This is a genomic window from Ramlibacter sp. MMS24-I3-19 (assembly GCF_050320135.1).
Classification (GTDB): Bacteria; Pseudomonadota; Gammaproteobacteria; order Burkholderiales; family Burkholderiaceae_C; genus Ramlibacter.
Window position 1 is genome coordinate 979583 of record NZ_CP190017.1, and the last position, 24447, is coordinate 1004029.

The following is a 24447-nucleotide window of genomic DNA, read 5'->3' on the forward strand; positions in this document are numbered from 1 at the left end:
CGCGACCTTGCGAGTTGCAGTCAGGATGCCGCCGTTCTCTTTGACGTAGCGCCGGATGGCGCTCATGGTCTTCATATCGATGTAGCTGGCGGGGCGGCGAACTTCCGAAGAGACATGGGTCGCACCGAATCAGCGGGGCAGATGTGGTCTCGCCAGGCGAGGATGGGGCGCTCGAAGAACCTCTCGATCAATGCGGCAACTGCAAAGCTGAGGACCAGAAAACCGAGCCAGCGGGCAACCGCACCGACGACATCTCCTTCGCTGGCACGGCCGAAGCACCAGTTGATCGAATGGAACACGGGCATGTGAGCCAGATAGATTGCGTACGACCAACGCGCAATATTCCCCGCCGGAGCCTTGAACCACTGAGGCGCGTTGTTCCACTTCAGGCCGGACACGATGAACAGTGCGAACCCTACAGAGACAACGGGGAAAAGCCATACACGAGCGAAGTTGCTCCTGTCGATTTCATTTCCGGCAAAGAGGAAGAAGCAGACGGCAGGCAGCAGCAGTGCCGCAGCCGCCACGAGAAGCGGCGCCCCCGCGAAACGCTCGCGCAATCGGTGCTCATGGCAAAGCCAGCCAGTGAGGACGCCCAGCATCAGGGCATCGAGCCTGAACGCAACGATCTTTCGGACGCCCTCATCCCAAGCGGGGTCAGCCGAGGTGACCACCAGGAATCTGAGCGAGATAGGGGCCAGCACCAGCAGGAAGGTCGCCGTGAGCAGCGTGGCTCCTTTCGAGGGTATGAGCCTGCCGAGGAGAGTCAGGACCAATGGAAGGAGCAGGTAGAAGACCTCCTCGACTGCCAGGCTCCACGCTTCGCCGAAAAAGGGTGGGTGATGCCAAGCCAGGTTCTGTACAAAGACCGTGAAGGGAAGCAAGTCCGTCAACCGGCCGGGAGCCACGGCATAGACGACCAGCAAGGCATTGATGGCGAGAAACAGATAGTAGTTCGGCAACGTCCTCAGCCAGCGCCTGATCAAGAAAGGTCTTGCCCAATTGCTTCCGGCTCGGTGCCGACTTGAACTCCCGCCACGCAATGGAGCCAACCAGGAATCCGGAGAGAACAAAGAAAAGTTCCACGCCCAGGAAACCGCCGACACGCAGCAGCGAAACGTGCCGAAAGGCCGGAGCGAGAAAGTGGCGCCCATGTGAGAGCAGAACCATCACGATCGCCAGGCTCCGGCAGACGTCAAGCCACAGGATCCGGCTTGGCATCGTCAGCCCCCTATCGCGCGAAGTCATGTGGACGGCCTTGTCACTTGGGGCGAGCGTGCCGCGTGGCGACAGCCGTGTAGAAGGAGCGGACGGCACGCGCCAGCCTCCATGAGAGGGAGGAGCTCAGCAACTCAACCTGCGCCTTGAGGTAGGTTGTCTGGGCTTCCACTTCGCGCAATCGAGTCTCGAGTTCCTTGATCTTCAGTTGCATGAAATGCTCCAGATGGATTTCTCTGATGGACGTCTCCGGCGGGGCCGCGATCCTCCATCGAACGTACTCGGCCGAAAATGCAATGTCCCAGGGAACAAGGTAGTTCAGCAGGAGGAACGCGAACTCGGCTTGCTTCGGCCGGAAGGTGTCTGCGTCGATGCAAAACCCGAACGGACTGTCCCCGAAGACGGCGACTTCCCGACCGAGCAGCATCGCTTCCACGGCGACACTGGAGTTGATGGTGTGAATGCGCCTGCACCGCAAGATGAAGTCGATGGCGCTTCTCGAGCTATCGACGGCGACGCTCGGGACGAGGTCTCGAAGACGGAACAGCGAGCCCGGATGGGTCCTCACGAGCACAGGCGGCTCGGCCTCCTTGTTCGCCGCGGTGATCAGCGCCTGGTTGATCAGCGCAGCTGACGAGAAGCCATTCGAGTAGCAGACGATGTTGCTGTCGTCTTCGATCTGCAGAGCGATCCCCAAGTCAGTGTCCGGGTCCTCGTTGTCGGGGGGCTCTCGCAGCGTCGTGAAGAGCGACCTGAGTGCGTCAGCGCAGTGCCAATCCCTTTCTTGCGTGGACACCTCCGCTGCCTCGAATCGAGCCTGTGCCTCCGTCTGTCCGTTGACGCCACTGAAGTCGAAATAGACGGTCGGAAGGAAGTTCGGCGGCCGCAAGGGACCCAACTCCATGTGGATCAAGGGCAGCCCTCGCTGCTTGCAGACCGCGCTGAGTGTCGCGCAGTTGACGCACGTAATGACCGCTTCCGGAGGGCCGGTGCGCGACTGCATGTGATCCAACGAGGCCGAGAGGGCGCATGCCAGTTGTTCATCGGGCTCGAGGCAGTAGTACTGGTAAGCCCTGAGCGGATTGGATCGAAATCGATCCTCGATGGACCGCCATACGCCTGGTGGAACATCATGTCTTGGGAGTTGCGACAGCAGCTGCAAACCCGGCACGTCATACTCAAGCCGCTGCGCCGACGTCGACGTGGCTTCGTGGCGCCCATGGGCAAGGTGCAGAGCCGGGTCTGCAAAGTACTCGTCCCCACAGACGTACCATGCATCGCGTCCAAATGCCGACACGAACTTGTAGAACCACCACAAATGCGGCGAGTGGTTCCCTCGAAAGTTAAGTGCCGGCAGGAAAACGCAGAGCATTTACGCCACCACTGTCACCGTGACGGGCGCGAACACGTGGCCTAGCTGGGTGCGGTCGGAGACGACCGTGATCTGCTCGATCGGCCAACGTTGGTCGAGTTCGACCCGGCTTCCGGATTCGAATGCGGCCAGACCGACGTGCACCAGGTACTGACCGCTCGCCATCGGGAAATCGAAAGTGAACTCGACCAGATTCAGGCCGGCGTGGAGAGCCAGCGGGCATTCCGCCAGGAGATTGTTGTCGCCCCACAAGTCGGCGCTGCCTGGCAGTCGAATGGAAACCCCGAGAGCGACATCCTTGAACGTGCGTGACGCCTCCAAGTGAAAACGTGCCACGGTCTTCCTGCCGGGAAGAAGGCAGGCGCCCTCTGACCCTTCCTGCACGAAGACAACCTTGCAGATGATTGCTTCGAATGTTCCAAACCTGCTCTCGTGAAGGTCATGGCTGGTCTCCGCGAGGGCCTTGGTCTTTAGCTGCTCGCGCGATCTGACCCCTGCCGCAGCTTCTTGGCCTTCTGCTCCTTGCGAAGGGAACGTTGGAGCTTGGAGCGTGTTACGTGCCTTGGCCTCATAGGCAGCCACCACCTTCTGGACGTCACGGTCGTACATGACCGCCGAGCCGCCATCGAGCAGCAAGGCGCAGTCGGCGTTGTTCAGGATCTGTGCCGTCGAATGCGAGACCAGGAGGAACGTCGTCCCCTGCTTCTTCATCTCCTGGATCCGACCAAAGCAGCGCGACTGGAAAGCAACGTCGCCGACGGCCAAGGCTTCGTCGATCAGGACGACATCCGCGTCCACAGAAGTTGCCACGGCGAAAGCGAGTCGGACGAACATCCCGCTCGAGTACGTCCGTACCGGCCTGTCGATGAAATCCCCGATGTCAGCAAACGCCACGATGTCGTCGAAGCGAGATGCAATGTCCTGCTTCGTGAGGCCCATCAGGGCGCCTTGGAAGTAGATGTTTTCGCTGCCTGTGAATTCCAGATTGAAACCTGCGCCAAGCTCCAACAGAGCCGACACACGACCGCGAACGGTGACCGTGCCCGAGGTCGGCGTCAGAATGCCGGCGATCGTTTGTAGCAGTGTGCTTTTGCCCGAGCCGTTCCGCCCGATGATGCCCACCGTGGCGCCTCGCTCGATCTCGAAGGAAACGTTCCTTAGCGCGGTGAACTCCTTATGGAAACGGACGCACCCGAAGGTCAAGGCTTGCTTGATGCGATCGGCCGGGTGATTGAAGATGCGGTATGTCTTCGTCACGTGGCTGACCGACACCGCTACGTCAGAGGGCATCTGCAAACTCCTCGCGGCTGTGCTGGAAGAACGCGTAGCCCACGATCGAAGCGACCAACCCGAAGGCCAGAGCCAATCCCCATCGCCCGACGTCGATCGGCTGGCCGGCGACACAGGCGCGCGCAGCTTCAATGACCGTTCCCATCGGGTTGAACAGATACACGGGCCGCAAAGCCGCTGGGACAGCGCTCACTGGATAGAACACCGGGGATAGGAACAGAAGCATCTGGACCAGCATCGGGACGATTTGTGTCATGTCCTTGATGAACACGCCCCAAGCGGCGATGAACCACGAAAGCCCCGACGCGAGCAGGAAGATTGGCAACAGCAGCAGGGGTAGAAGCAATACCTGCCAATGGAGGCCTCCTGCCCACGCCAGGGCCGCAACCAGGATGAGGAAATTGAATGCACCATGCACAAGGCTTGCCCCCAACGGGACCAGCGGAAGGATGTGCAGGGGGAAGATGATCTTCTTGACGTAGCTCGGGTTGCCACGCACGGATGCGGGTGCCCGGGAGACCGTTTCCGCGAAGACGTTGAACGTGATCAGGCCGACATAGAGCAGCACCCAGAAAGGCAGCGGGCCATGCTGCTGTGGCCAACGAGCCTGGAAGACCTGGCCAAAAACGAAGGCGAAGATCATCAGCATGAGCAGTGGACTCAGGAAGATCCACAGAACTCCGAACATGGCGCCCCGATATCGCAGCAACACGTCCCGCTTGATCAGCTGGCCAAGCAGATAGCGATGGCGCCAAGTGTCGGAGAAGGTGCGAAGGGAGTTCATGCGATGTGGCTCGTGCGAGGAGCGGCATTCATTTGCGATGCCGCCCTGTGGAGCACGACTGACCGGTAGGCACAGCGCCTAGGGCGCGCCTTCCATCGTGGGCAGGGTGCCGCTGCTCAGAGTCGCCAAACAGCCACGCCCGCGGCACTCAGCTCCGCCCGGTCGAACCGGGCCCTCACGTCGATGAAGCACCCGCCACGCTTCAATTTCTCCACGTACTGCGAATGAGGCCGCGACAGGAAATCCTGGTGCGCCACCGCGACGATCAACGCATCTGCCAGCGGCAGCGACTCCCAGTCGAGCAGCGCGAGTCCGTACTCCTGCCGGGCCTCGTCTGGGTCGGCCATCGGGTCATGAACGAACACCTCGACGCCGTACGCCCGCAACTCGTTGACCAGGTCGTAAGCCCTTGAATTGCGCAGGTCCGGCACGTTCTCCTTGAACGTGATCCCCAGCACGTTGACCTTGGCACCCTTGATCTGGCTGCCGGCGTGGATCAATTGCTTGACAGTCTGCTCCGCGATGAACTTGCCCATGCCGTCGTTGATGCGGCGGCCGGCCAGGATCACCTGGGGGTGGTACCCCGCCATCTCGGCCTTGTACGTCAGGTAATAGGGATCGACGCCGATGCAGTGGCCGCCCACCAGGTCCGGACGGAACGGCAGGAAATTCCATTTGGTCCCGGCCGCTTCCAGCACCTCCAGCGTATCCAGGTCGAGCAGCTTGAAGATCAACGCAAGCTCGTTCATCAACGCGATGTTCAGATCGCGCTGGGTGTTCTCGATGACCTTTGCGGCTTCGGCGACCTTGATCGACGAGACCCGGTGCACGCCGGCGGCAACGACCTTCTCGTACAACTCCGCCACTTGCTTCAACGTGGCGGGGCTGTCACCCGCCACCACCTTGACGGTGTTCGACAGCACGTGCTGCTTGTCGCCTGGGTTGATCCGTTCCGGGGAGTAGCCGACATGGAAATCGCGTCGCCACTTCTTGCCGGATACGCGTTCGATGATCGGGATGCAGACTTCTTCGGTGGCGCCGGGGTAGACGGTGGATTCGTAGATGACTGTCGCGCCGGCCTTCAGGTGTGCCCCGACCACTTCACTGGCGTGGATGAGGGGCGAGAAATCAGGCTTGCGCGCCGTGTCGATGGGCGTCGGCACGGCCACGATAATGAAGTCGGCGTTCGCAAGTTCGCCGGGGTTCGTGGCGAAGGTCAGCCATTCGGCGGCACGGATCTCCTGGCCGCTGACGGTGCCGCTGGGGTCAATGTGCCTGCGGTAGCTCTCGATCTTCCGTGAGGACAGGTCGTAGCCAATGGTCGGCATCAGCTTGCCGAATGCAACCGCGAGCGGAAGTCCGACGTACCCGAGTCCTACGATTGCAATTGTTTGCATGCGTGATTCCTACCCGCGCGCTTTCACCTGGTCCTGGAGCCAGGGCTTGGCTTCCTTCGCATGCGCAGACCTCGACCAACGCGGCCAACTGTAGCAGCCTCATCCGTTACGGCAAAATGGATCCCATGCAAACCAGCGCCTCTGGCGTTCCCTGTCCATGCCAATCCATGGTGTTGTTGGTGTGTGACCACGGGGTGCTGACCGGCCAGGCCTCCGGGCTGCTTCCGCTGGATTTGTTCTGATGCCCGCCTTGCACTGGACGCCGCCGCGACCAACCGGCCGGAAACAGCATCGTGCGTAATCCTCCAGCCGCCATGCCAGGTTCCTCGAACGCCATGGCAGGTCCAGCGCCACTCGCTGCCGCCGAGGGGCCCACGTTCTGGCGCACCAGCCTCGCTCTGGTCGTCATGCTCCCCTGGTTGTTCCCGTTCACCAGCGGGCCTTCGGCGGCGGTCTTGCCATGGCTCGTGAGCGCGGCGTGCGGCTGCTTCATGGCCGCCGCCGTCCGCTGGACACCGTCACCCCGGTTCTTCGTCGTTGCCGCGGGGGCGGCGGCGGTCTCGGCGTGGGCTTGGCTGTCACACCCGGAGGCGCACGTCGACCCGTTGTATCTGGCGGCGGGCATGGTGCTGATCGTGCTCGCGGCTGCCGTGGCGCAAGATGGCCTTCTGCGCGAGAGCCTCGTGAGCGGCCTGCTGGGCGCGGCGCTCGTGAGTGCGGTGCTCGGGCTGTTGCAGTATTTCGGTGCATCACCAGGCCTGGCGCCCTGGGTTGACATCGCCCCGGCGGGCGAGGCGTACGCGAATCTGCGGCAGACCAACCAGTACGCCACCTTGTGCTGGATCGGAATGGCGGTCCTGCTGTGCACGTTGTCGCGCATCCGTTGGTCGGCCGCGCTCGCTGCTGCGGTGCTCCTGGCAGGGGCCAGTGCCGCCTCCGTGTCCCGGACCGGGCTGCTGCAGGGGATCACGCTCGTGGTCCTGATGGCACTCTGGCCGGCGCCCGACCGCCGCCGCCGCCTGGTGCTCTGTGCCACGGCCGCAGTCGCCTATGTCGCTGCGAGCATGCTGTTGCCGGCCTTGTTCGATGCGGTGACGGGGACGCTTCCTTCGCGCACGCTCTGGGCGCGCATCAGCGAAGGCGGGAACTGTCACAGCCGCCGTGTGTTGTGGCTGAACGTGCTTCAGCTGATCGCCGAGCGGCCTTGGGTGGGTTGGGGCTGGGGAGGCCTGGACGAAGCGCACTTCATGGCGGACTATCCCGGCGCCAGGTTCTGCGAGATCCTGGACAACGCGCACAACCTTCCCCTGCATCTGGCTGTCGAGCTGGGCGTGCCGGTCGCAGTCCTTGTCACGCTAGCTGGACTCGCCTGGATCTGGAGTGCCCGGCCCTGGCGCGAAAGCGCTGCGCAGCGACAGCTGGGCTGGGCCATTCTTGCAGTCATCGGTGTCCACAGCATGCTCGAGTACCCGTTGTGGTACGGGCCGTTCCAGATCGCGGCTGGGGCTGCGTTAGGTTGGCTGTTGCCGTCGTCCCCGACGATCACACGCAACTCGGGCCGATCCGTACTGGGACGCGGGTTGGCGGCCCTCTTGCTGCTTGCGGTTGGTGCAGCGGCCTGGGATTACTGGCGCGTGAGCCAGGTCTACCTGCCGCCCGAGCAGCGGCGCGCCGAATGGCGGCGCGACCCGCTGGGGGAGGCGAAGCGCTCGTGGCTGTTCGGGGCACAAGCGCGCTTCGCGGAACTGACGCTCACGCCCGTCACGCGCGCGAATGCGCCGCAGATGGCACGACTGGCGCGCGAGATGCTGCGCTACTCACCGGAGCCCCGCACTGTGGAGCGCTTGGTCGAAGCCGAGACGCTGCTTGGACACGAGGGGGAGGCGGTGGCCATGTTGGCCCGCTACAAGGCGGCCTTCCCCGACGAGTATCAGCGCTGGCGCACACGAACCGGTGCCGGCGACGGCTTCTCCCGGTGGTCTCCTCAGGATTGAACGAAGCTCCTCGACCTGCCGCCGTCCTTCTTCCGGCAGCTTCCCGCCATGTGGCTCGCTAAGGATCCAGTCAGCGCTTGGCGACGCGCTTGGCAAACCTGAACAGCATTGGCGGGCACAAGTCTCGAAGAGCAAGCCGGGTCAGGATCGGAGGACACAGATCGCGGATCAACTCCTTGCGTTCAGTGGACCAGTCGAAGCGGTCCTTGGAGCCTGGCCGGGTGCGGAACTTCGTTGTCCGGTCTTGTTTGCGCTCGTCCCACGTCGCCGTGTAGTAATACAGGGCAATCGATCGGCGAGACACCTGACGCGGGTGGTTCACCGGGTTCGGATTGCCGTGGTAGCTGTCGGCGTTGGTGTTGAAGACGACGCAGCGGCCATACATCGGATCGAATTTCTTGACGGCGTGCGTCATGCCCTTGTCCCAGATTTCCAGCTGCCCGCCGAAGCCGGGTTCCCAATCTTTGTTGAGATAGATCAGTACATTGACCCGTCGCTCGACCCTCAGCACCGGGTGCAGATTGAAGTCTGCGTGAATGTCGAGGTGGCCGCCGTTCTTCACCTCGTGGATGCCGCCGCCCAGGAAGTACGGGTCGGGCAAGAGTCCCTTGATCCCCGTCATGCTTTCCAGGAAACCCAGGAAAGGGCGGGCATTGAAGGTGCGGAAAAGATCGCGGAGACGTGGAGGCAGTTCCTCCGGATTGAAAGCGACCTTCAGCCGCTCCTGCGGTCGGACATACACCGCATCCGGGCCCCGATTCACCTGCGCGATGTCTTCCAGAACGTTGCTCAGGACATCGTCGGCCAGAAAGTTGTCGATGCAGATATGCGGGTATGGATCCGCACCCTGGTACTGCTGGGAGTAGCGGCCGCCGATCTCTCGGGCTGTATCAACGTTTCCGGAAATCGGAAATACGGAGTCATTGAAGTTTTCAGTGCCCATCACGGATGAGCTTAGCATGACGAGTTGGTCGGCTGGGCCACTTCAGCGCAAGCGTCGGGCGACTCGGCGCTCTGCACGCTGGTCCAGAGCCTCTCGACTCAAGGACTCGCACTCACATCGGCAACGAAGCTTCCCGACTTGCCACCGTGCTTCTCGAGCACCTGGACGTCGGTGATGGTCATCCCCCGGTCCACCGCCTTGCACATGTCATAGATGGTGAGCAGGGCCACGTTGACGGCTGTCAGCGCCTCCATTTCGACGCCGGTGGGACCGACGGTTTCCACGGTGGCACTGCATTCCACATTCGGCGCCGCTGAATCCGCGGGCGACAAGGAGAACTCGAGAGCGACGCGGGTGAGCGCGAGCGGGTGGCACAGCGGGATCAGTTCGCTTGTCTTCTTGGCCGCCTGGATTCCGGCAATGCGAGCCACGCCCAGCACATCACCCTTCTTGGCGCTTCCGCTCTGGATGAGGGCCAGCGTCGCCGGTAGCATCTGGATCCGTCCGCGAGCCACTGCGATCCGGTGGGTCGCGGGTTTGGCGGCCACGTCCACCATGTGGGCTTGGCCGAGCTGGTCGAAGTGAGTGAGTCCCGTCATGCAAACGCCAACATCCGTTGCCAGTCATCATACGGGGCGCGTCGCAAGCCACCGGCCTGCCGCGCGCGCCTGCATGGCCGGGATCATGCAATCCGTTCCCACCCCGGAACTCTGGCGGTCGCATGCGACCGAACAACAGCAGGGCTCCCACTCCAGGATTCGCGCTTGAACCATTGCCACATTGGACGCTGTCGTGCCGCGCTCATCGCGCTGCTGATCGCCGGCCTCGGGCCCGTGCCCGCCCGCGCCCAACTCCCCACGCTCGGTGACGGCAGCGAGTTGAGCAGCGCGGCCGAGAAGCGGCTGGGCGACCGCATCGCGCGGGAGATGTTCCGCGATCCGGACTACATCGACGATCCGGTGCTGGCCGAGTACGTGCGGGGCATCTGGCAGCCGCTGCTCGATGCGGCCCGGGCTCGCGGCGAACTGACGGTCGAGCTGGACCAGCGCTTTGCGTGGCAAGTGCTGCTGGGCAAGGACCGCATCGTCAATGCGTTCGCCCTCCCTGGCGGGTGGCTGGGGCTGCAGCTGGGCCTGATCAACGTCACCACGTCGCGCGACGAGATCGCCTCGGTGCTGGCCCACGAGCTGAGCCACGTCACCCAGCGCCACATCTCACGCCTGCAGAGCGAGGAGAAGAAATCCACGCCGCTGCTGATCGGGGCCATGCTGCTTGGCGTGCTGGCGATGAGCCGGAACCCGCAGGCCGGCAACGCCATGCTCACCGGCGGCCAGGCGGTTGCCATGCAGGGCCAGCTGAATTTTTCCCGCGACATGGAACGGGAGGCCGACCGCATCGGGTTCGGCGTGCTCACGCAGGCCGGGTTCCAGCCGCAAGGCTTCGTCACGATGTTCGAGAAGCTGCAGCAGGCCTCGCGCATCAACGACAACGGCTCCTTTCCGTACCTGCGGACCCACCCGCTGACGTCGGAGCGCATGGCCGACATGCAGGCGCGCCAGCAGCTCCTTCCCAAAGGGGCCCCCACGCCGGCCTCCGTCGCGCTCGAACATGCCCTCATGGCGGCCCGGTCCAAGGCCGTGTCGGCCGGGCCGATCGACGACATCCGCGCGCTGGTGCGCGAGGCCGACATGCCGCCGCCCGGCGGGACGCACCAGCGTCGCGCCGCGGTCTGGTATGCCGGCAGCCTGGCGGCGTCGAGGGTGCGCGACCACGCCCGCGCCGAGGCCTACGCGCAGAAGCTGGCCGCCGAGGTGCAAGGAGATGCCGTCGGCGAACGACTGGCGCGCCTGCTCGGTGCCGAGGTGGCGGTGGCCGCGGGACAGCCGGCGCGGGCCCTGTCGCTGGTCGGCGAGGCTGGGGCCGGCAGTTCACGGCCCGAGGTGCTGCTGTGGGCGCAGGCCCGCACCGCGACCGGAGGCGGTGCCGAGGTCGCTCAACGGCTGCAGACCTGGGTGGCCACGCAGCCGCGCGACGCCACCGCCTGGCAGCTGCTCGCCAATGCATACGCATCGCAGGGGCAGTCGTTGCGAGCCATCCGTGCGGAGGCCGAGGCGCAGGTGGCGCAGCTGGACTATTCGGCGGCGCTGGACCGGTTCAAGGCGGCCCAGGAACTGGCGCGCCGGGGCGGCGCGGGAGCCGATTACATCGAGGCTTCGATCATCGACACGCGCACGCGCCAGGTGGAGTCAATGCTTCGGGAGCAGTCGCTCGAGCGCTGACTCGATCACCACGCCGATCGCCGAGTAGATCAGCGAGCCCAGCAAGGCTGCGCCGAAGCCGCGCACGTCGAAGCCGTCCAGCACCGACGCGGCGGCCCAGAACATCAGCGCGTTGATGATGAAGAGGAACAGGCCGAGCGTGAGCACCGTCACCGGGAGGGTGAGCACCACGAGCGCCGGGCGCACCACCGTGTTGAACAGCCCGATCACGAAAGCCGCCACGAGCGCGGACGTGAAGCTCTTCACCACCACGCCGTCGTAGACATAGGCGACGAACAGCAGCGCGACGGCGCTGAGGAGCCATTTGGCGATCAGCTTCATGGCGGGCAAGGATAGCACCGGCCCAGCGGCGGCCCGCCGGCCGCCGGGCTATGATCCCTGCCCCTGCGACCCACCATGGCCGGCATCCACATCACCGACATCGAGGCCGCGATCAACTACTGGCGCGAGCGCGAGCCTTCACCCGACGGCGTGACGCTAGCCCCCGAACTGCGGGCGTTGGCCGAGGTCTACGCGCTGATGGTCTACTACCACGAGGAGGAAGCCGACGAGAACGGCTTTCCCGCCAAGGCCTATGCAGCGTGGCGTGCGTGGTACGAGACGACCCCCGACACGCCCTGCATCGCCATCTGCTCGACCAGCCAGGGCGACGACCAGTGCAAGGGCTGCGGCCGCACTTTCGAGGAAGTGCAGCACTGGCCCGAGATGACGCCGGCGGCCAAGCGCCGCACCTGGCGCCGCATCACCCTCGAAGGAGGCGCGTGGCGCTTCAACCGGTACGCGGAGCGCGCCGCCGAGGGACCGCAGGACGCGGGTGCGTGATGCTGCGGCTCGCCGGTGCGCCGAACATCGCCATTGCCTCGCTCTGGGTCGACACCTTGCGGCAGGCCGGTTTCGATGCCTGCCTGCAGCGCTACTTTCTGGGCTCCGCGGCGGGCGAGCTGCCGCCGGACCAATGCCTGCCCGAGGTCTGGCTGACCGATCCCTCGCAGGAGGCTGCCGCCCGGGAGCTGCTGCACGCTTTGCAGCACATGCCGCAGCGGCGCTGGGCGTGTGCGTGTGGTGAGGTGGTCGAGGGCGGCTTCGCCAGCTGCTGGCAGTGCGGCCGGCCGATGCCGGGCTGAGTCAGCCCGGCGTCACTTCCAGCGCACCGGCTCCACGTCGACGGAGCCAGCGGCGCTCGACAGCATCAGCACGCCTTCCTGCACCGTGGCCTGGAGCTGCATCGAGCGCTCGGCCAGGCCGGCCAGCGATTGCGCGGCAGCCGTGGGAATGCGCCAGACGGAGAGCTTGTCCAGCCGCGCCAGCTTGTTCTCGATGCCGCGCCACCAGACTTCGGCCGCATGGTGGAAGCAGTAGACCAGCACCCGGTCGGCTTGCGAGCAGGCACGTGCAAGCGGCTTGTCTTCCGGTTGGCCGACCTCGATCCACAGGCGGGTGCGACCGGTGAAGTCGCGCAGCCACACGTCTGGGTCATCGGGGTTCGAGAGCCCCGCGCCGAACGACAGCGTGCCGTCGCCGCCGCAGTCGGTCTGGAGCGCATGGGCGTTGAGCGCGAGCGCGGCCAGCCGCACCATCATGCGTTCGTCGGTCTCGCTGGGATGCCGCGCCAGCGTCAGCGCGTGGTCGGCGTAGTAGCCGTGGTCGATATCGGCGACCGCCAGCTGCGCCTTGTAGATGGTGGACTTCAGGGCCATCAGGCCCGGCGCGCCAGGTCGGCGGCCATCCCGACATAGCTGGCGGGCGTCATTGCCAGCAGCCGGTCGCGTTCTTCCTGCGGAATCTCCAGCGAGCGGATCAGCGCGTGCAGGTCCTCGGCGCGCACGGTCCTGCCGCGCGTGACCTCCTTCAGGCGCTCGTACGCACCGTGCACCCCATGGCGCCGCATCACGGTCTGGATCGGCTCTGCCAGCACTTCCCACGCGCCATCGAGGTCCGCGGCGAGCGCTTCGCGATTGAGTTCCAGCTTGGCGAGCCCGATGCCCAGCGAGTGGTAGGCGAGCGTCGCGTAGCCAAGCGCCACGCCCATGTTGCGCAACACCGTGGAGTCGGTGAGGTCGCGCTGCCAACGCGAGATCGGCAGCTTCTCGGACAGGTGACGCAGCACGGCGTTCGCGAGCCCCAGGTTTCCTTCGGCGTTCTCGAAGTCGATCGGGTTGACCTTGTGCGGCATCGTCGAGGAGCCGATCTCGCCTTCACGCAGTTTCTGCTTGAAGTAGCCGAGGCTGACGTAGCCCCAGACGTCGCGCGCCCAGTCGATCAGGATCGTGTTGGCGCGCGCGATGGCATCGAACAGTTCGGCCATGTAGTCGTGGGGCTCGATCTGGATGCTGTACGGCTGGAACACCAGTCCGAGGCCGAGCGGCTCAGGCGTTTCCACGATCTTGCGACTGAACGCCTCCCAATCGAAGTCCGGGCAGGCCGCCATGTGCGCGTTGTAGTTGCCCACCGCGCCGTTCATCTTGCCCAGCAGCTTGACCGCCGCGATGCGCTCCCGCGCGCCGGCCAGCCGCACGACGACGTTGGCGATCTCCTTGCCGACCGTAGTGGGACTGGCAGTCTGGCCATGCGTGCGGCTGAGCATCGGTACGTCGGCGTACGCATGGGCCATCTCGCGCATCCGCGAGACGACGGCATCCAGCGCAGGTAGCAGCACCTGCTCGCGCGCGCCCTTCAACTGCAGCGCGTGGCTGGTGTTGTTGATGTCCTCGCTGGTGCAGGCGAAGTGCACGAACTCGCTGGCGGCGCGCAGCTCGGGACGTGCTTCGAACTTGGACTTGATCCAGTACTCGACGGCCTTCACGTCGTGGTTGGTGGTCTTCTCGATCTCCTTGATCGCGAGGGCGTCGGCCTCGGAGAAGTTCTTGACCAGGCCGAGGAGATAGGTGCGCGCACCCGGGGTCAGGGGCTTGAACTGCGCGAAGCCGGCGTCGGACAGCGCGATGAACCAGCACACCTCGACCTGCACGCGGCGATGCATGTAACCCTGCTCGCTCATGAGCGGGCGAAGGGGCGCGAGGCGGGCGGCATAGCGCCCGTCCAGCGGCGAGAGCGCGGAAATGGTGGACAGCGGCATGGGGAGGGCGTCATTGTAGGCGGCGCGCCTGCGGCGGTCGCCTGCCTTCCATGTAGTAGAGGTACGACAAGGAGCAAGGCGCTTTTCCCTAAAATCCCCGCGTGCCCCACAACGCCAAAAGTCCCATGAAACTGATCGGAGCCACCACCAGCCCTTACGTGCGCAAGGTGCGCATCGTGATGGCCGAGAAGAAGCTGGACTATCAGTTCGTGCAGGAGGACGTGTGGTCGGCCGACACGACCATCTCCGAGTCGAATCCGCTGGGCAAGGTCCCGTGCCTGGTGATGGAAGGCGGCGAAGCGCTGTTCGATTCACGCGTGATCGTCGAATACCTCGACACGCTCTCGCCCGTTGGCAAGCTCATTCCCGTGGTCGGTCGGGAGCGGGCCGAGGTCAAGACCTGGGAGGCATTGGCCGACGGCGTGCTCGATGCCCTGATCCTCGCGCGGCTCGAGGCGAATTGGGCCGGCCGTCCGAAGGAGCAGCGCTGCCAGGCCTGGATCGACCGGCAGATCGGCAAGACGCATTCGAGCCTGCGGGCCATGAGCCATGGCCTGGCCGACAAGCCGTTCTGCGCCGGCATCCATATGAGCCTGGCCGACATCGCGGTGGGTTGCGCCCTCGGCTACCTCGATTTCCGCTTCCCGGAGATCGACTGGCGCGCGGACTATCCCAATCTCGCCAGGCTGTCGGAACGCCTGATGCAGCGCGCCAGCTTCCAGGACACGCGGCCCTCCTGAACGCGCCTTCGCGCCGCGCCAACCTCACGACATCAGCGCACCGCAATTTGCGGGGCGCGGGCTTGGGCGGGTGAACCAGGCGGCCCCTTGGGCCGGGAAGAAAAATGCTGCGAAGCGCCCCGGAACGAAGGAGGGAGGGAGGGAGGAGGAGAAGAGTCGCCCCGGGATTTCATCCGCGCGCGATGGCGTGGAAGGCTTCGCAGCAATAACTTTGTTCTGCCGGAGTCGAACTCCGTGCCGCTATGGACACGGCTGTGGGTCTGCTGGTTCCCGTGCGCGGCGGCCTTGCTCGGTAAAGTTTTGTGAGCGCCGGGCGCGCCGGGCTCAAGGCTGGGCCAGCAACTGCTCGATGCGCGCCACGAACGCCTTGTCCTGGGGCGTCGTCGTGCTTGCATAGTGCGCAACGGCCCGGCCGTCACGGTCGATGAGGTACTTGTGGAAGTTCCACCGCGGCGGGCTGCCGGTCTCGCGTGCCAGTTGCCGGAACAGCGCATTGGCCTCGCTGCCGCGCACGCTGCTCTTGGCGAACATCGGGAACTTGACCCCGAAGGTGTTCTCGCAGAAGTCCGCGATGTCCTTGTTGCTGCCGCTTTCCTGCGCGAAGTCATTCGAGGGAAAGCCCAGCACGACCAGCCCGCGTTCGCGATAGCGGCTGTACAGGTCTTCCAGGCCCTGGTACTGCGGGGTGAACCCGCAGTAGCTGGCCGTGTTCACCACCAGCAGCACCTTGCCGGCGTACTGGCACAGCGACTGGGGCTTCTCGTCCTGCAAGCGGGGATACGTCTGGTCCAACAACGCCGGGCACGCAGCGGCACGGGCGGACGCGGGACCGGCCGCAAGTGCCGGCACGGGCGCAGCCACCAGCGCGATGGCCGCGGCGGCGCACGTGAACAGTGATCGAAACAAGGCGGTTCTCCTGGAGAGCGGCGGGGGCTGGCTCGGCGGCAGATGCCCCTCGCGTTGCCCAGCATCATGGCCCGTCACGCCTGGATGCACCCCCGCCGCTTAAAATGGAGGCAATTCCTCCTCATTCTCATGCTCTATCCCGAACTGTTCAAACAACTCGAATCCGTGCGGTGGGACATGGACAAGGACATCCCGTGGGATCGCTTCGATGCCACGATGCTGTCCGACGAACAGGCCCAGACCATCAAGATGAATGCCATCACCGAGTGGTCCGCCCTGCCCGCCACCGAGATGTTCCTGCGCGACAACCGCAACGACAGCGACTTCTCGGCGTTCATGTCGATCTGGTTCTTCGAGGAGCAGAAGCATTCGCTGGTGCTGATCGAGTACCTCAAGCGCTTCCGCCCCGACCTGGTGCCCACCGAGCAGGAACTGCATGACGTGCGGTTTGAATTCGAGCCGGCGCCCCCGCTCGAAACGCTGATGCTGCATTTCTGCGGCGAGATCCGCCTGAACCACTGGTACCGCCGAGCGGCCGAATGGCACACGGAGCCGGTGATCAAGCACATCTACCAGACGCTCAGCCAGGATGAAGCCCGCCACGGCGGCGCCTACCTGCGCTACATGAAGCGCGCCATCAACAACTGCGGCAACGAGGCCAGGGCCGCCTTCGCCAAGGTTGGCGTGCTGATGGCCAGCGCGCGCCGCACGGCGCAGGCGCTGCATCCCACGAACCTGCACGTCAACAAGTCGCTGTTCCCGCGCGACACCATCCAGAGCCGCCTTCCCAATCCCGAATGGCTGGAGCACTGGCTCGACACGCAGATCAAGTTCGATGCGGTCTGGGAGACCAAGGTGGTCGAGCGCATCCTGCACAACCTGAGCCTGCTGATGAATCGCAGCTTCAAGAGCGTGCAGGAGCTCAATCGGTACCGCAAGGAAATCACCGCGGCGCTCTCGCAGGGCACCGTGGCGGAACCCAACCCGGCGTGACCGCAACTGGCGGGCTGCCGCCCCCCGCGTTCCTGTCGAAGGTCGTCCCGCGCACGCAGGCGGCCGCGGCGATGGCCAGGCTTGCCGGTCCCGTCGTCTTCACCAACGGCGTGTTCGACGTCCTGCACCGGGGACACGTCACCTACCTGGCCCAGGCCCGCTCGCTGGGCGGCAGCCTGGTGGTGGCCATCAACACCGACGCTTCCGCGCGCCGCCTCGGCAAGGGTCCGGAGCGGCCGCTCAACGCCGAGCAGGACCGCGCGGCCATGCTCGCCGCGTTGGCGAGCGTCGATCTGGTCACCTGGTTCGACGAGGACACGCCGGTCGCCCTGCTCGAGGAGCTGCGGCCTGCCGTTTACGTGAAGGGCGGCGACTACGACATGGCGACGCTGGAGGAAACGCGCCGCATCCAGCGCTGGGGCGGGCGCGCCCTGGCGATCCCGTTCGTCGACGGCTACTCCACGACCGCACTGGTTCGCCGCATCCGCGGCTGATGACCGGGTCCTTGCCCTAGTTGCCGAACACGGCGCGCCAGAGCGCGACGATCGCGTCGCGCTCTGGCGTCAGCTGGGTTGGTGGCACTTGCGTCGGTTGTTCGTCCAGCCGTGCGCGGTGCTGCACGCGCCGCAATTCGCGGTAGGCGGCTGCCGCCTGCTGCCCCACCCCGGCCGGCAGGAGACCGGCGGCCTCCGCGCGCTGCAGCAGTGCGATGTTGCCGAGATTGGGGATCAACTCGCGATGGCGTGCCGAGTGCGCGAGCACGAGGAACTGCACCGCGAATTCGCCATCGACCATGCCCCCCTCGCTGTGCTTCACGTCGAAGCGGTCCGCTTTGACGGGATGTGCCGCCCGCACCCGCTGCCGCATCGCCACGATCTCCTGCTTCAGCGCCCGCAGCTCGCGCGGTGCGGTGATCACCGCCTCGCGCACGCCGTCGAACCGCGCCGCCAGGGCCGGCTCGCCCATCACGAAGCGCGCCCGCGTCATGGCCTGGTGTTCCCAGGTCCATGCGGTGTTGCTGCCGCGCCCGAGCTGGTACTTCTCGTACGCGCCGAAGGTGGTGACCAGCAGGCCCGAGTTGCCGTTGGGACGCAACGCCGTATCGATCTCGTACAGCGTGCCTTCGCCGGTGTTGGTTGTCAGCCAGTTGATCAGCTTGCGCACGAACGCGCCATAGATCTCCGGCGCACTTTCGTCGTCATCCTCGAACACGAACACGATGTCCAGGTCGCTGCCGTAGCCGAGCTCCTTGCCGCCCAGCTTGCCGTAGCCAATGATCGCGAAGCTTGGCTGGTCGCGGTGCCGGGTCTTCAGCCGGTCCCAGCACCAGTCGGCGGTGACGCGCAGCACCGCATCGGCCAGCGCGCTCAGGTCGTCGGCGACCTGCTCCACCGTGAGCCGGCCCTCGACGTCGCGCGCCAGGGTGCGGAACACCTCGGCATGGTGGGCGCGGCGCAGCAGGTTCAGCAATGCCTCGCCGTCATCCTCGCCGGTCTTGCGCAGCGACCGGCGACGCTCCTGCAGGTCCTGCTCGAACGCCTGGGCATCGAAGCGCTCGGCCAGCATCGACTCGCTGGCCAGTTCGTCGATCACCCCCGGATGGCGCAGCAGGTAGCGCGCCGGCCATCGCGCGGCGCCCAGCAGGCGCAGCAGCCGCTCGTGCACGCCCGGGCGCTCGACCAGCAACGCCAGGTAGCTCTCGCGCCGCAGCAGCGGCTCGAGCCAGTCGGCCATCCGCAGCGCCGCCTCTTCGCCCACGCGCCCTTCCTGCACCCACTGCCCGGTGCGCGCGACAACGCGGGCGAGGCGCTGGCGTGCATCCTCGCGCAAGGCCTGCACCCGCGGGTGGCCGCACCAGCGGGCGATGCGTTCGCGCAGCTGCGGAGGCAACTGCTCGCACAAGGTGTCGAGATCCGGTGGCGCCGCGCGGCCGCCCCTGGGCCCGGCGCAGGTGCGGCAGTCGCCGTCGGGTGCGCCCAGCAAGGTGTCGAATTCCTGGGCGACGAATTCGCGGTGGCGGTCCAGCTCGTGCAGGAATGCGCAGCAACCGGTGAATCCCATCGTGTGCGCGATCCAGCCCAGGTCCCCGTCGCCCTGCTCGTCGCATCCCATGGGCAGCACGTGCGTCTGCTGGTCGTCCAGGTACTGGATGCGGTGTTCCACCCGGCGCAGGAAGGTGTAGGCCTCGGCCAGCGCGTCGGCGGTGGCCTGCGGCATCAGTCCCGCCGCTGCCAGGCGCGGCAAGGCCGCGAGCGTGGGCCGGGTGCGCAACTCGGGAAACTGGCCGCCGCGCACCACCTGCAGCAACTGCACGATGAACTCGATTTCGCGGATGCCGCCGCGCGACAGCTTGACGTCGTTGGCGCGCTCGGGCCGGCCGGCGCTGCGCCGCGCCGCATGCTCGCGGATCTGCCGGTGCAGCACGCGCAGCGAATCGAACACGCTGTAGTCGAGATAGCGCCGGAACACGAACGGCAGCACCACGCTGCGCAGCGCCTGGGCCGAGCCATCGGCGATGGAGCTCGCAGGCGCGACGACCCGGCTCTTGAGCCAGGCGAAGCGCTCCCACTCGCGCCCCTGCACCAGGAAATACTCCTCCAGCGCGTCGACTGACACCGCCGGCGGCCCCGAGTTGCCGTTGGGCCGCAGCGCCAGGTCGACCCGAAAGACGAAGCCATGCTCGGTCGTGTCGCCCACCAGGGCCCAGATGCGCTTGACCGTCTTGGCGAAGTACTCGTGCAGGCTGATGCGGCCGCGGCCACCTTCCACGCCGGCGGTTTCGCCGTCCTGGTCGTAGACGTAGATCAGGTCGATGTCGCTGGAGACGTTCAGCTCGCGTGCGCCGAGCTTGCCCATCCCCACCACCCACAGCCGTGCCGGCTGGCCGTCGGCGCCGAGCGCCGTGCCGTGCACGGCATCGAGCTCGGCCCGCGCCTCGGTGCAGGCGAGGTCGAGCGCGAATTCGGCCAGGTGCGTCATGACGATCGTCACCTCGGCCAGCGGCGCGTGCCGGTCGCAGTCGAGATGCACCAGGCGTTCGAGCACCAGCTGGCGCAGGATGCGCAGGCTCTCGCCGGTGCCGTGCCCGCGGCTGCGCAGTGCCTCGAAGGTGGTGCGAAGGGCCGCCGGGTCCGGCAGTCCGGGCGGCAGCAGGGACAATTCCTGCGCGTAGCGGCGGCGCACGCGCTGGGCGAAGCGGGATTGGGAGGAACCGTCGTGGGCCGTGGACATCTCACTCATTGGCCCAGCCACTTCCGATGCCGGCAGGCCCCGGGCCGCGGTCGCGACCGCTTGGTCGTCGGGACGGATAATTCCTGCCAAGTCGTCGTCTTCCATGAACGGTTCGCCGCCCCAGCCTTCGCGCCTCCTGAAGGCCTCAGCCGCCTGCGCGAAGTGGGCCATGGGGCTGCTCGCGGCTTGCTGCTTGCTGCTTGCGGCGGCCTGGGGGGCACTGCACGGCTGGATTGTGCCGCGAATCGGCGACTACCGCCCCGCCATCGAAAGGCAGGCCTCGCGGGCGTTGGGGGTGCCGGTGCGCATCGGCGTGGTCACTGCGCGCAGCCAGGGGCTGGTGCCTTCGATCGAACTGCAGTCGGTGGAATTGCTCGACACCCAGGGCCATGCGGCGCTGCGGCTGCGGCGCGTGCTGGTCGCGGTGTCCCTCGGCTCGTTGTGGAACCGCGGCTTCGACCAGCTGTTCATCGAGGCGCCGGAGCTGGACGTGCGCCGGGCCGCCGACGGTCGCATCTTCGTCGCGGGCCTGCAACTGTCCGGCGGCGACCGGACGCAGGAAGGCGGCGCAGACTGGTTCTTCCGGCAAGGTGAATTCGTCATTCGCGGAGGCACCTTGCGCTGGACGGACGAGATGCGCAATGCGCCCGAACTCGGCCTCACCGACGTCGACCTGGTGGTGCGCAACGGCGTGCGCAGCCATGCACTTCGGCTCGACGCCACGCCGCCGCAGCGCTGGGGCGACCGCTTCAGCATCATGGGCACGTTCCGCCAGTCGCTGCTGTCCGTGCATGCGGGCCGTTGGCAGGACTGGGACGGCCAGCTGTATGCGGACTTCCACCGCGTGGACCTGAAGGAGCTGCGGCGCCACGTCCGGCTCGACGTCGACATCGAGAGCGGCCATGGTGCCGTGCGGGCCTGGGCCGACGTGGCGAAGGGACAGGTGGTTGGCGGCACGGCCGACATCTCGGTGGCCGACGTGGTCACACGCCTCGCGCCCGACCTTGCTCCACTCGGTCTGGCCACGCTGTCCGGCCGCCTCGGCGGCAAGCGTCGCCCCGACGGGTTCGACTTCGAGACACGCGACCTGCAGTTCATCACCGACCAGGGCCAGCGCTGGCCCGGCGGCAAACTGTCGGTCAGCTGGCGTGATGGCGACGGCAGGCGGCCCGCGGCGGGTGAGCTGCAGGCCGATCGGCTCGACCTGTCTGCGCTGCGTCAGCTGGCCGGACGCCTGCCCCTGGGCGCCCCCACTCACCGCGCGCTGGCGGCCTATGCGCCCGAGGGCCTCGTCGAGAACGTGCAGGCACGCTGGCAGGGCGACCTGCGGGCACCGCAGAAGTACCAGGCCAAGGGCCGCGTCAGCGGGCTGCGCGTCGCCGCCGGCCCGGCGGAGCGGCGCCCCGATGGGCATGTCGTGCCTGGCACGCCGGGTATCCGCAATGCCGCGCTGGAATTCGACCTCACGGAGGCCGGCGGCAGCGCGAGGTTCACGATGCAATCGGGCGCGCTGGAATTCCCGGGCGTGTTCGACGAAGCGGTGCTCCCGTTCGACCGCCTCGGCGGCGACGTCGAGTGGCAGCTCGCCGGGGAGCGCCTCAGCGTGAAGGCCAACAACGTCAAGTTCAGCAATGCCGATGCGCAAGGCGAGGCACAGGGCAGCTGGCGCACCGGCGACGATGCGGCGCATCGCTATCCGGGCGTGCTGGACCTTTCCGCCACGCTGTCGCGGGCCAACGGCGCACGTGTCTGGCGCTACCTGCCGCTCGGGCTGCCGCAGACCGTGCGGGATTACGTGCGCGACGGCGTGCAGCAAGCCGAGGTGACGCAGGCGCGCGCCCGGGTCAAGGGCGACCTGCGCGAGTTCCCGTTCGCGCATTCGCGCATGGGCGAGTTCAGGATCACCGCGCAGGTGCGCGATGCGACGTACGCGTTCGCGCCACGCCCGCCCTCGCGTCCAGGCGCGCAGCCCTGGCCGGTGCTCACCCAGTTGTCCACCCAGCTCGTGTTCGATCGCAGCAGCCTGCGCATCGAGGACGCGCAGGGCCGGATGAACAACGGGCCCAACCTGCGCGTGCGTGCCGATGCCAGCATCGCCGACTTCGCGAACACCACTGTCGACGTCACCGGCGAGGTCCGGGGGCCGTTGGCCGAGGCGCTGGCTGTGGTGCAGCGCTCGCCCATCAACGCCCTCACGCAGCAGGCACTGGATCGCGCGACGGCCACCGGCAACATGCAGTTGCAGCTGAAGCTTGGTCTGCCCATCGCGCAGATCGATCGCAGCACGGTGCAGGGCACCGTCACGCTGGCGGGCAACGACGTGCAGCTCACGCCGGACACGCCCATGCTGGCGCGCGCGCGCGGCGCAGTCGCCTTCAACGAACACGGGTTCACCCTGCAAGGGACGCAGGCGCATGCCCTCGGCGGCGACGTCAAGCTGGAAGGCGGCACCCGCACGGGGGGCTTCGACACGGCGGTCGTCGTGAGAGCGCAAGGCACGGCCAGCGCCGAGGGCCTGCGGCAGGCCCGCGAACTCGGGTTCCTCGCGCGGCTGGCGCGCCACGCGACGGGCAGCGCGGCCTATGCCATGACGCTCACGATGCGCAAGGGCATGCCGGAAGTGCAGGTGACCAGCAACCTGCAGGGCCTCGGGGTGAACCTGCCCGCGCCGCTGGCCAAGGCGGCCGATGCGTCCCTGCCGCTGCGGTACGAGAACACGCTGCTGCGCGACAGCGCGACCACCACTGGCCGAGGCCGACCAGCTCACCGTCGACCTGGGACGCATCGCGTCCGTGAACTACGTGCGCGACGTCGCCGGCTCCGAGCCGCGCGTGCTGCGCGGCGCCATCGCGCTCGGGCTGGCGCCGGGCGAGACGGCGGCCCTGCCGGAGCAGGGCGTCACCGCAAACATCGCGCTGGGCACCGCCGACGTGGACGCCTGGCGGCAGGTGATCGAAGGCCTGGCGGCACCGGCTTCGCCCACCGCCGCGCCACCGGTGGCCGGCGCTGCAGGTCCTGCTCCCGCTTCGTCGGGCGCTGCTGCGAGCTACCTGCCGACGGTGCTCGCCGTGCGGGCACGCGCCCTGACGGTGCAGGGCCGCACGCTGCACAACCTGGTGATCGGCGGCTCGCGCGAAGACCGCATCTGGCGCGGCAACGTCGATGCCGACGAGATGAGCGGCTACGTCGAATACCGCGAGCCTGCGGGCAACGGGGCGGGGCGCGTCCATGCCAGGCTGGCGCGCCTGGTCATTGCAGCGGCGGCGGCCAATGCGGTGGAGACGCTGCTGGACGAGCAGCCGGCCAGCATCCCGGCTCTCGACGTCGTGGTCGACGACTTCGACCTGCGCGGCCGCAAGCTCGGACGGCTCGAGATCGATGCGGTGAACCGTGGCGCGCGCGCCGTGCAGCGCGAAGGCGGCGTGCGCGAATGGCGGTTGAACAAGCTCAGCCTGAGCATGCCGGAAGGCAGCTTCACGGCGGTGGGCAACTGGGCCGCCATGGATGGTCAGGACCTCGCGCCACGCGGTACCGAACGACGCCAGACGGTGATGAATTTCCGGCTCGACGTCAGCGATGCGGGCGGGCTGCTCTCGCGCCTCGGCATGAAGGACGTGGTGCGTGCCGGGCAGGGCCGCATGGACGGCCAGGTGGCCTGGCAGGGCTCGCCGCTGGCGCTGGACTATCCGTCGATGACCGGCTCGTTCCACGTCGACATCGAGCGCGGCCAGTTCCTGAAGGCCGACCCGGGCCTGGCCAAGCTGCTGGGCGTGCTGAGCCTGCAGGCATTGCCGCGCCGGCTGTCGCTGGATTTCCGCGATGTCTTCAGCCAGGGATTCGCGTTCGACTTCGTGCGCGGCGACATCACGATCCAGCAGGGCATCGCCGCCACCAACAACCTGCAGATGAAGGGCGTGAATGCCGCGGTCGCGATGGAAGGCAAGGCCGACATCGCGCACGAGACCCAGGACCTGCACGTCGTGGTGGTGCCGGAGATCAATGCGGGCACGGCCTCGCTGGTGGCTGCCGCCATCAACCCGGCGATCGGCCTGGGCACGTTCCTCGCGCAGATGTTTTTGCGCCAGCCGCTGGCCCGGGCCGCGACGCAGCAGTTCCAGATCGACGGCACCTGGGCCGACCCGCGCATCACCAAGATCGCCCGTCCGCCCGCCGAGAACCACGGCAGCGAATCGCGTGCCGTCGGCAGCAACGAGTGAAGGAGCG

At 66.6% G+C, this 24447-nt stretch carries 21 protein-coding genes and 2 pseudogenes; 9 read left to right on the forward strand and 14 right to left on the reverse strand.

The features are described 5' to 3' along the window. Nucleotides 1-71 precede the first annotated feature (71 nt). The 7 genes and pseudogenes from ACPWT1_RS04745 to ACPWT1_RS04775 all read right to left on the reverse strand — a co-directional run bounded on the left by ACPWT1_RS04745 (nt 72) and on the right by ACPWT1_RS04775 (nt 6554). Nucleotides 72-1106 (reverse strand): acyltransferase family protein, encoded by a 1035-nt coding sequence (locus ACPWT1_RS04745; protein WP_427915509.1) that lies wholly within the window; start codon nt 1104-1106, stop codon nt 72-74. Next, nucleotides 1042-1248 (reverse strand): annotated as a pseudogene (locus ACPWT1_RS04750) (hypothetical protein); the annotation flags it as partial. The pseudogene ACPWT1_RS04750 and the gene ACPWT1_RS04745, both read right to left, overlap by 65 nt. Nucleotides 1249-1261: 13 nt before the next feature. Beyond that, a complete protein-coding gene (locus ACPWT1_RS04755; RefSeq protein WP_427914256.1) occupies nt 1262-2590 on the reverse strand; it encodes a GT99 family glycosyltransferase N-terminal domain-containing protein in 1329 nt (442 codons plus the stop codon). Beyond that, nucleotides 2591-3880, reverse strand: a complete 1290-nt coding sequence (locus tag ACPWT1_RS04760; RefSeq protein ID WP_427914257.1) for an ABC transporter ATP-binding protein — start codon at nt 3878-3880, stop codon at nt 2591-2593. Next, nucleotides 3870-4664 (reverse strand): ABC transporter permease, encoded by a 795-nt coding sequence (locus ACPWT1_RS04765; RefSeq protein WP_427914258.1) that lies wholly within the window; start codon nt 4662-4664, stop codon nt 3870-3872. The genes ACPWT1_RS04760 and ACPWT1_RS04765 overlap by 11 nt, the downstream gene beginning before the upstream one ends. Before the next feature lie 116 nt (nt 4665-4780). After that, the gene (locus ACPWT1_RS04770; RefSeq protein ID WP_427914259.1) at nt 4781-6061 is read right to left on the reverse strand and encodes a nucleotide sugar dehydrogenase; all 1281 of its coding nucleotides are present in this window, start codon (nt 6059-6061) and stop codon (nt 4781-4783) included. Nucleotides 6062-6167: 106 nt separating this feature from the next. Then, entirely contained in the window at nt 6168-6554 is a 387-nt protein-coding gene (locus ACPWT1_RS04775) for a hypothetical protein (RefSeq protein ID WP_427914260.1), read from the reverse strand. Here ACPWT1_RS04775 and ACPWT1_RS04780 point away from each other — a divergent pair. Next, entirely contained in the window at nt 6553-8055 is a 1503-nt protein-coding gene (locus tag ACPWT1_RS04780) for a PglL family O-oligosaccharyltransferase (RefSeq protein WP_427914261.1), read from the forward strand. The genes ACPWT1_RS04775 and ACPWT1_RS04780 overlap by 2 nt on opposite strands. Nucleotides 8056-8125: 70 nt before the next feature. Here ACPWT1_RS04780 and ACPWT1_RS04785 read toward each other — a convergent pair whose 3' ends face one another. Together ACPWT1_RS04785 and moaC are read right to left on the reverse strand one after the other, a co-directional pair. Then, a complete protein-coding gene (locus ACPWT1_RS04785; protein WP_427914262.1) occupies nt 8126-8998 on the reverse strand; it encodes a 2OG-Fe(II) oxygenase in 873 nt (290 codons plus the stop codon). Nucleotides 8999-9096: 98 nt separating this feature from the next. After that, a complete protein-coding gene (moaC, locus tag ACPWT1_RS04790) occupies nt 9097-9597 on the reverse strand; it encodes a cyclic pyranopterin monophosphate synthase MoaC (protein WP_427914263.1) in 501 nt (166 codons plus the stop codon). A 165-nt stretch (nt 9598-9762) separates the two neighbouring features. Here moaC and ACPWT1_RS04795 point away from each other — a divergent pair, with 165 nt between their 5' ends. Beyond that, complete coding sequence (locus ACPWT1_RS04795) at nt 9763-11277, forward strand: M48 family metalloprotease (RefSeq protein ID WP_427914264.1); 1515 nt, start codon at nt 9763-9765, stop codon at nt 11275-11277. Here the strand turns inward: ACPWT1_RS04795 and ACPWT1_RS04800 are convergent. After that, nucleotides 11245-11598 carry a phage holin family protein gene (locus tag ACPWT1_RS04800; protein ID WP_427914265.1) on the reverse strand — a complete coding sequence of 118 codons (354 nt, stop codon included), beginning with the start codon at nt 11596-11598 and terminating at the stop codon, nt 11245-11247. The genes ACPWT1_RS04795 and ACPWT1_RS04800 overlap by 33 nt on opposite strands. A gap of 75 nt (nt 11599-11673) precedes the next feature. On the opposite strand from ACPWT1_RS04800, the gene ACPWT1_RS04805 reads away from it, so the two are divergent. Together ACPWT1_RS04805 and ACPWT1_RS04810 are read left to right on the forward strand one after the other, a co-directional pair. After that, nucleotides 11674-12099: a DUF3717 domain-containing protein gene (locus ACPWT1_RS04805; protein WP_427914266.1), complete on the forward strand. Its 426-nt coding sequence runs from the start codon at nt 11674-11676 to the stop codon at nt 12097-12099. After that, complete coding sequence (locus tag ACPWT1_RS04810) at nt 12099-12401, forward strand: DUF2007 domain-containing protein (RefSeq protein ID WP_427914267.1); 303 nt, start codon at nt 12099-12101, stop codon at nt 12399-12401. The genes ACPWT1_RS04805 and ACPWT1_RS04810 overlap by 1 nt, the downstream gene beginning before the upstream one ends. A gap of 12 nt (nt 12402-12413) precedes the next feature. Here ACPWT1_RS04810 and ACPWT1_RS04815 read toward each other — a convergent pair whose 3' ends face one another. Further along, the gene (locus tag ACPWT1_RS04815) at nt 12414-12974 is read right to left on the reverse strand and encodes a YaeQ family protein (protein ID WP_427914268.1); all 561 of its coding nucleotides are present in this window, start codon (nt 12972-12974) and stop codon (nt 12414-12416) included. Then, nucleotides 12974-14353 (reverse strand): adenylosuccinate lyase, encoded by a 1380-nt coding sequence (gene purB, locus ACPWT1_RS04820; protein WP_427914269.1) that lies wholly within the window; start codon nt 14351-14353, stop codon nt 12974-12976. The genes ACPWT1_RS04815 and purB overlap by 1 nt, the downstream gene beginning before the upstream one ends. 125 nt (nt 14354-14478) lie before the next feature. Between purB and ACPWT1_RS04825 the strand changes: the two genes are divergently transcribed. Continuing rightward, on the forward strand, nt 14479-15093 hold the full coding sequence (locus ACPWT1_RS04825) for a glutathione S-transferase N-terminal domain-containing protein (protein WP_427914270.1): 615 nt from the start codon (nt 14479-14481) through the stop codon (nt 15091-15093). A 324-nt stretch (nt 15094-15417) separates the two neighbouring features. Here the strand turns inward: ACPWT1_RS04825 and ACPWT1_RS04830 are convergent, their stop codons facing one another. Beyond that, nucleotides 15418-15999 carry a glutathione peroxidase gene (locus ACPWT1_RS04830; protein ID WP_427914271.1) on the reverse strand — a complete coding sequence of 194 codons (582 nt, stop codon included), beginning with the start codon at nt 15997-15999 and terminating at the stop codon, nt 15418-15420. Between the two features lie 129 nt (nt 16000-16128). Between ACPWT1_RS04830 and ACPWT1_RS04835 the strand changes: the two genes are divergently transcribed. Both ACPWT1_RS04835 and rfaE2 read left to right on the forward strand, forming a co-directional pair. Beyond that, nucleotides 16129-16992 carry a diiron oxygenase gene (locus ACPWT1_RS04835; protein ID WP_427914272.1) on the forward strand — a complete coding sequence of 288 codons (864 nt, stop codon included), beginning with the start codon at nt 16129-16131 and terminating at the stop codon, nt 16990-16992. 71 nt (nt 16993-17063) lie between these two features. After that, on the forward strand, nt 17064-17486 hold the full coding sequence (gene rfaE2, locus ACPWT1_RS04840; RefSeq protein WP_427915510.1) for a D-glycero-beta-D-manno-heptose 1-phosphate adenylyltransferase: 423 nt from the start codon (nt 17064-17066) through the stop codon (nt 17484-17486). Between the two features lie 16 nt (nt 17487-17502). Here the strand turns inward: rfaE2 and glnE are convergent, their stop codons facing one another. Then, complete coding sequence (glnE, locus tag ACPWT1_RS04845; RefSeq protein WP_427914273.1) at nt 17503-20223, reverse strand: bifunctional [glutamate--ammonia ligase]-adenylyl-L-tyrosine phosphorylase/[glutamate--ammonia-ligase] adenylyltransferase; 2721 nt, start codon at nt 20221-20223, stop codon at nt 17503-17505. A gap of 1495 nt (nt 20224-21718) precedes the next feature. On the opposite strand from glnE, the pseudogene ACPWT1_RS04850 reads away from it, so the two are divergent. Together ACPWT1_RS04850 and ACPWT1_RS04855 are read left to right on the forward strand one after the other, a co-directional pair. Next, nucleotides 21719-22765, forward strand: a pseudogene (locus tag ACPWT1_RS04850) (YhdP family protein); the annotation flags it as partial. A gap of 250 nt (nt 22766-23015) precedes the next feature. Beyond that, the gene (locus ACPWT1_RS04855) at nt 23016-24440 is read left to right on the forward strand and encodes a YhdP family protein (RefSeq protein ID WP_427914274.1); all 1425 of its coding nucleotides are present in this window, start codon (nt 23016-23018) and stop codon (nt 24438-24440) included. Nucleotides 24441-24447: the final 7 nt, after the last annotated feature.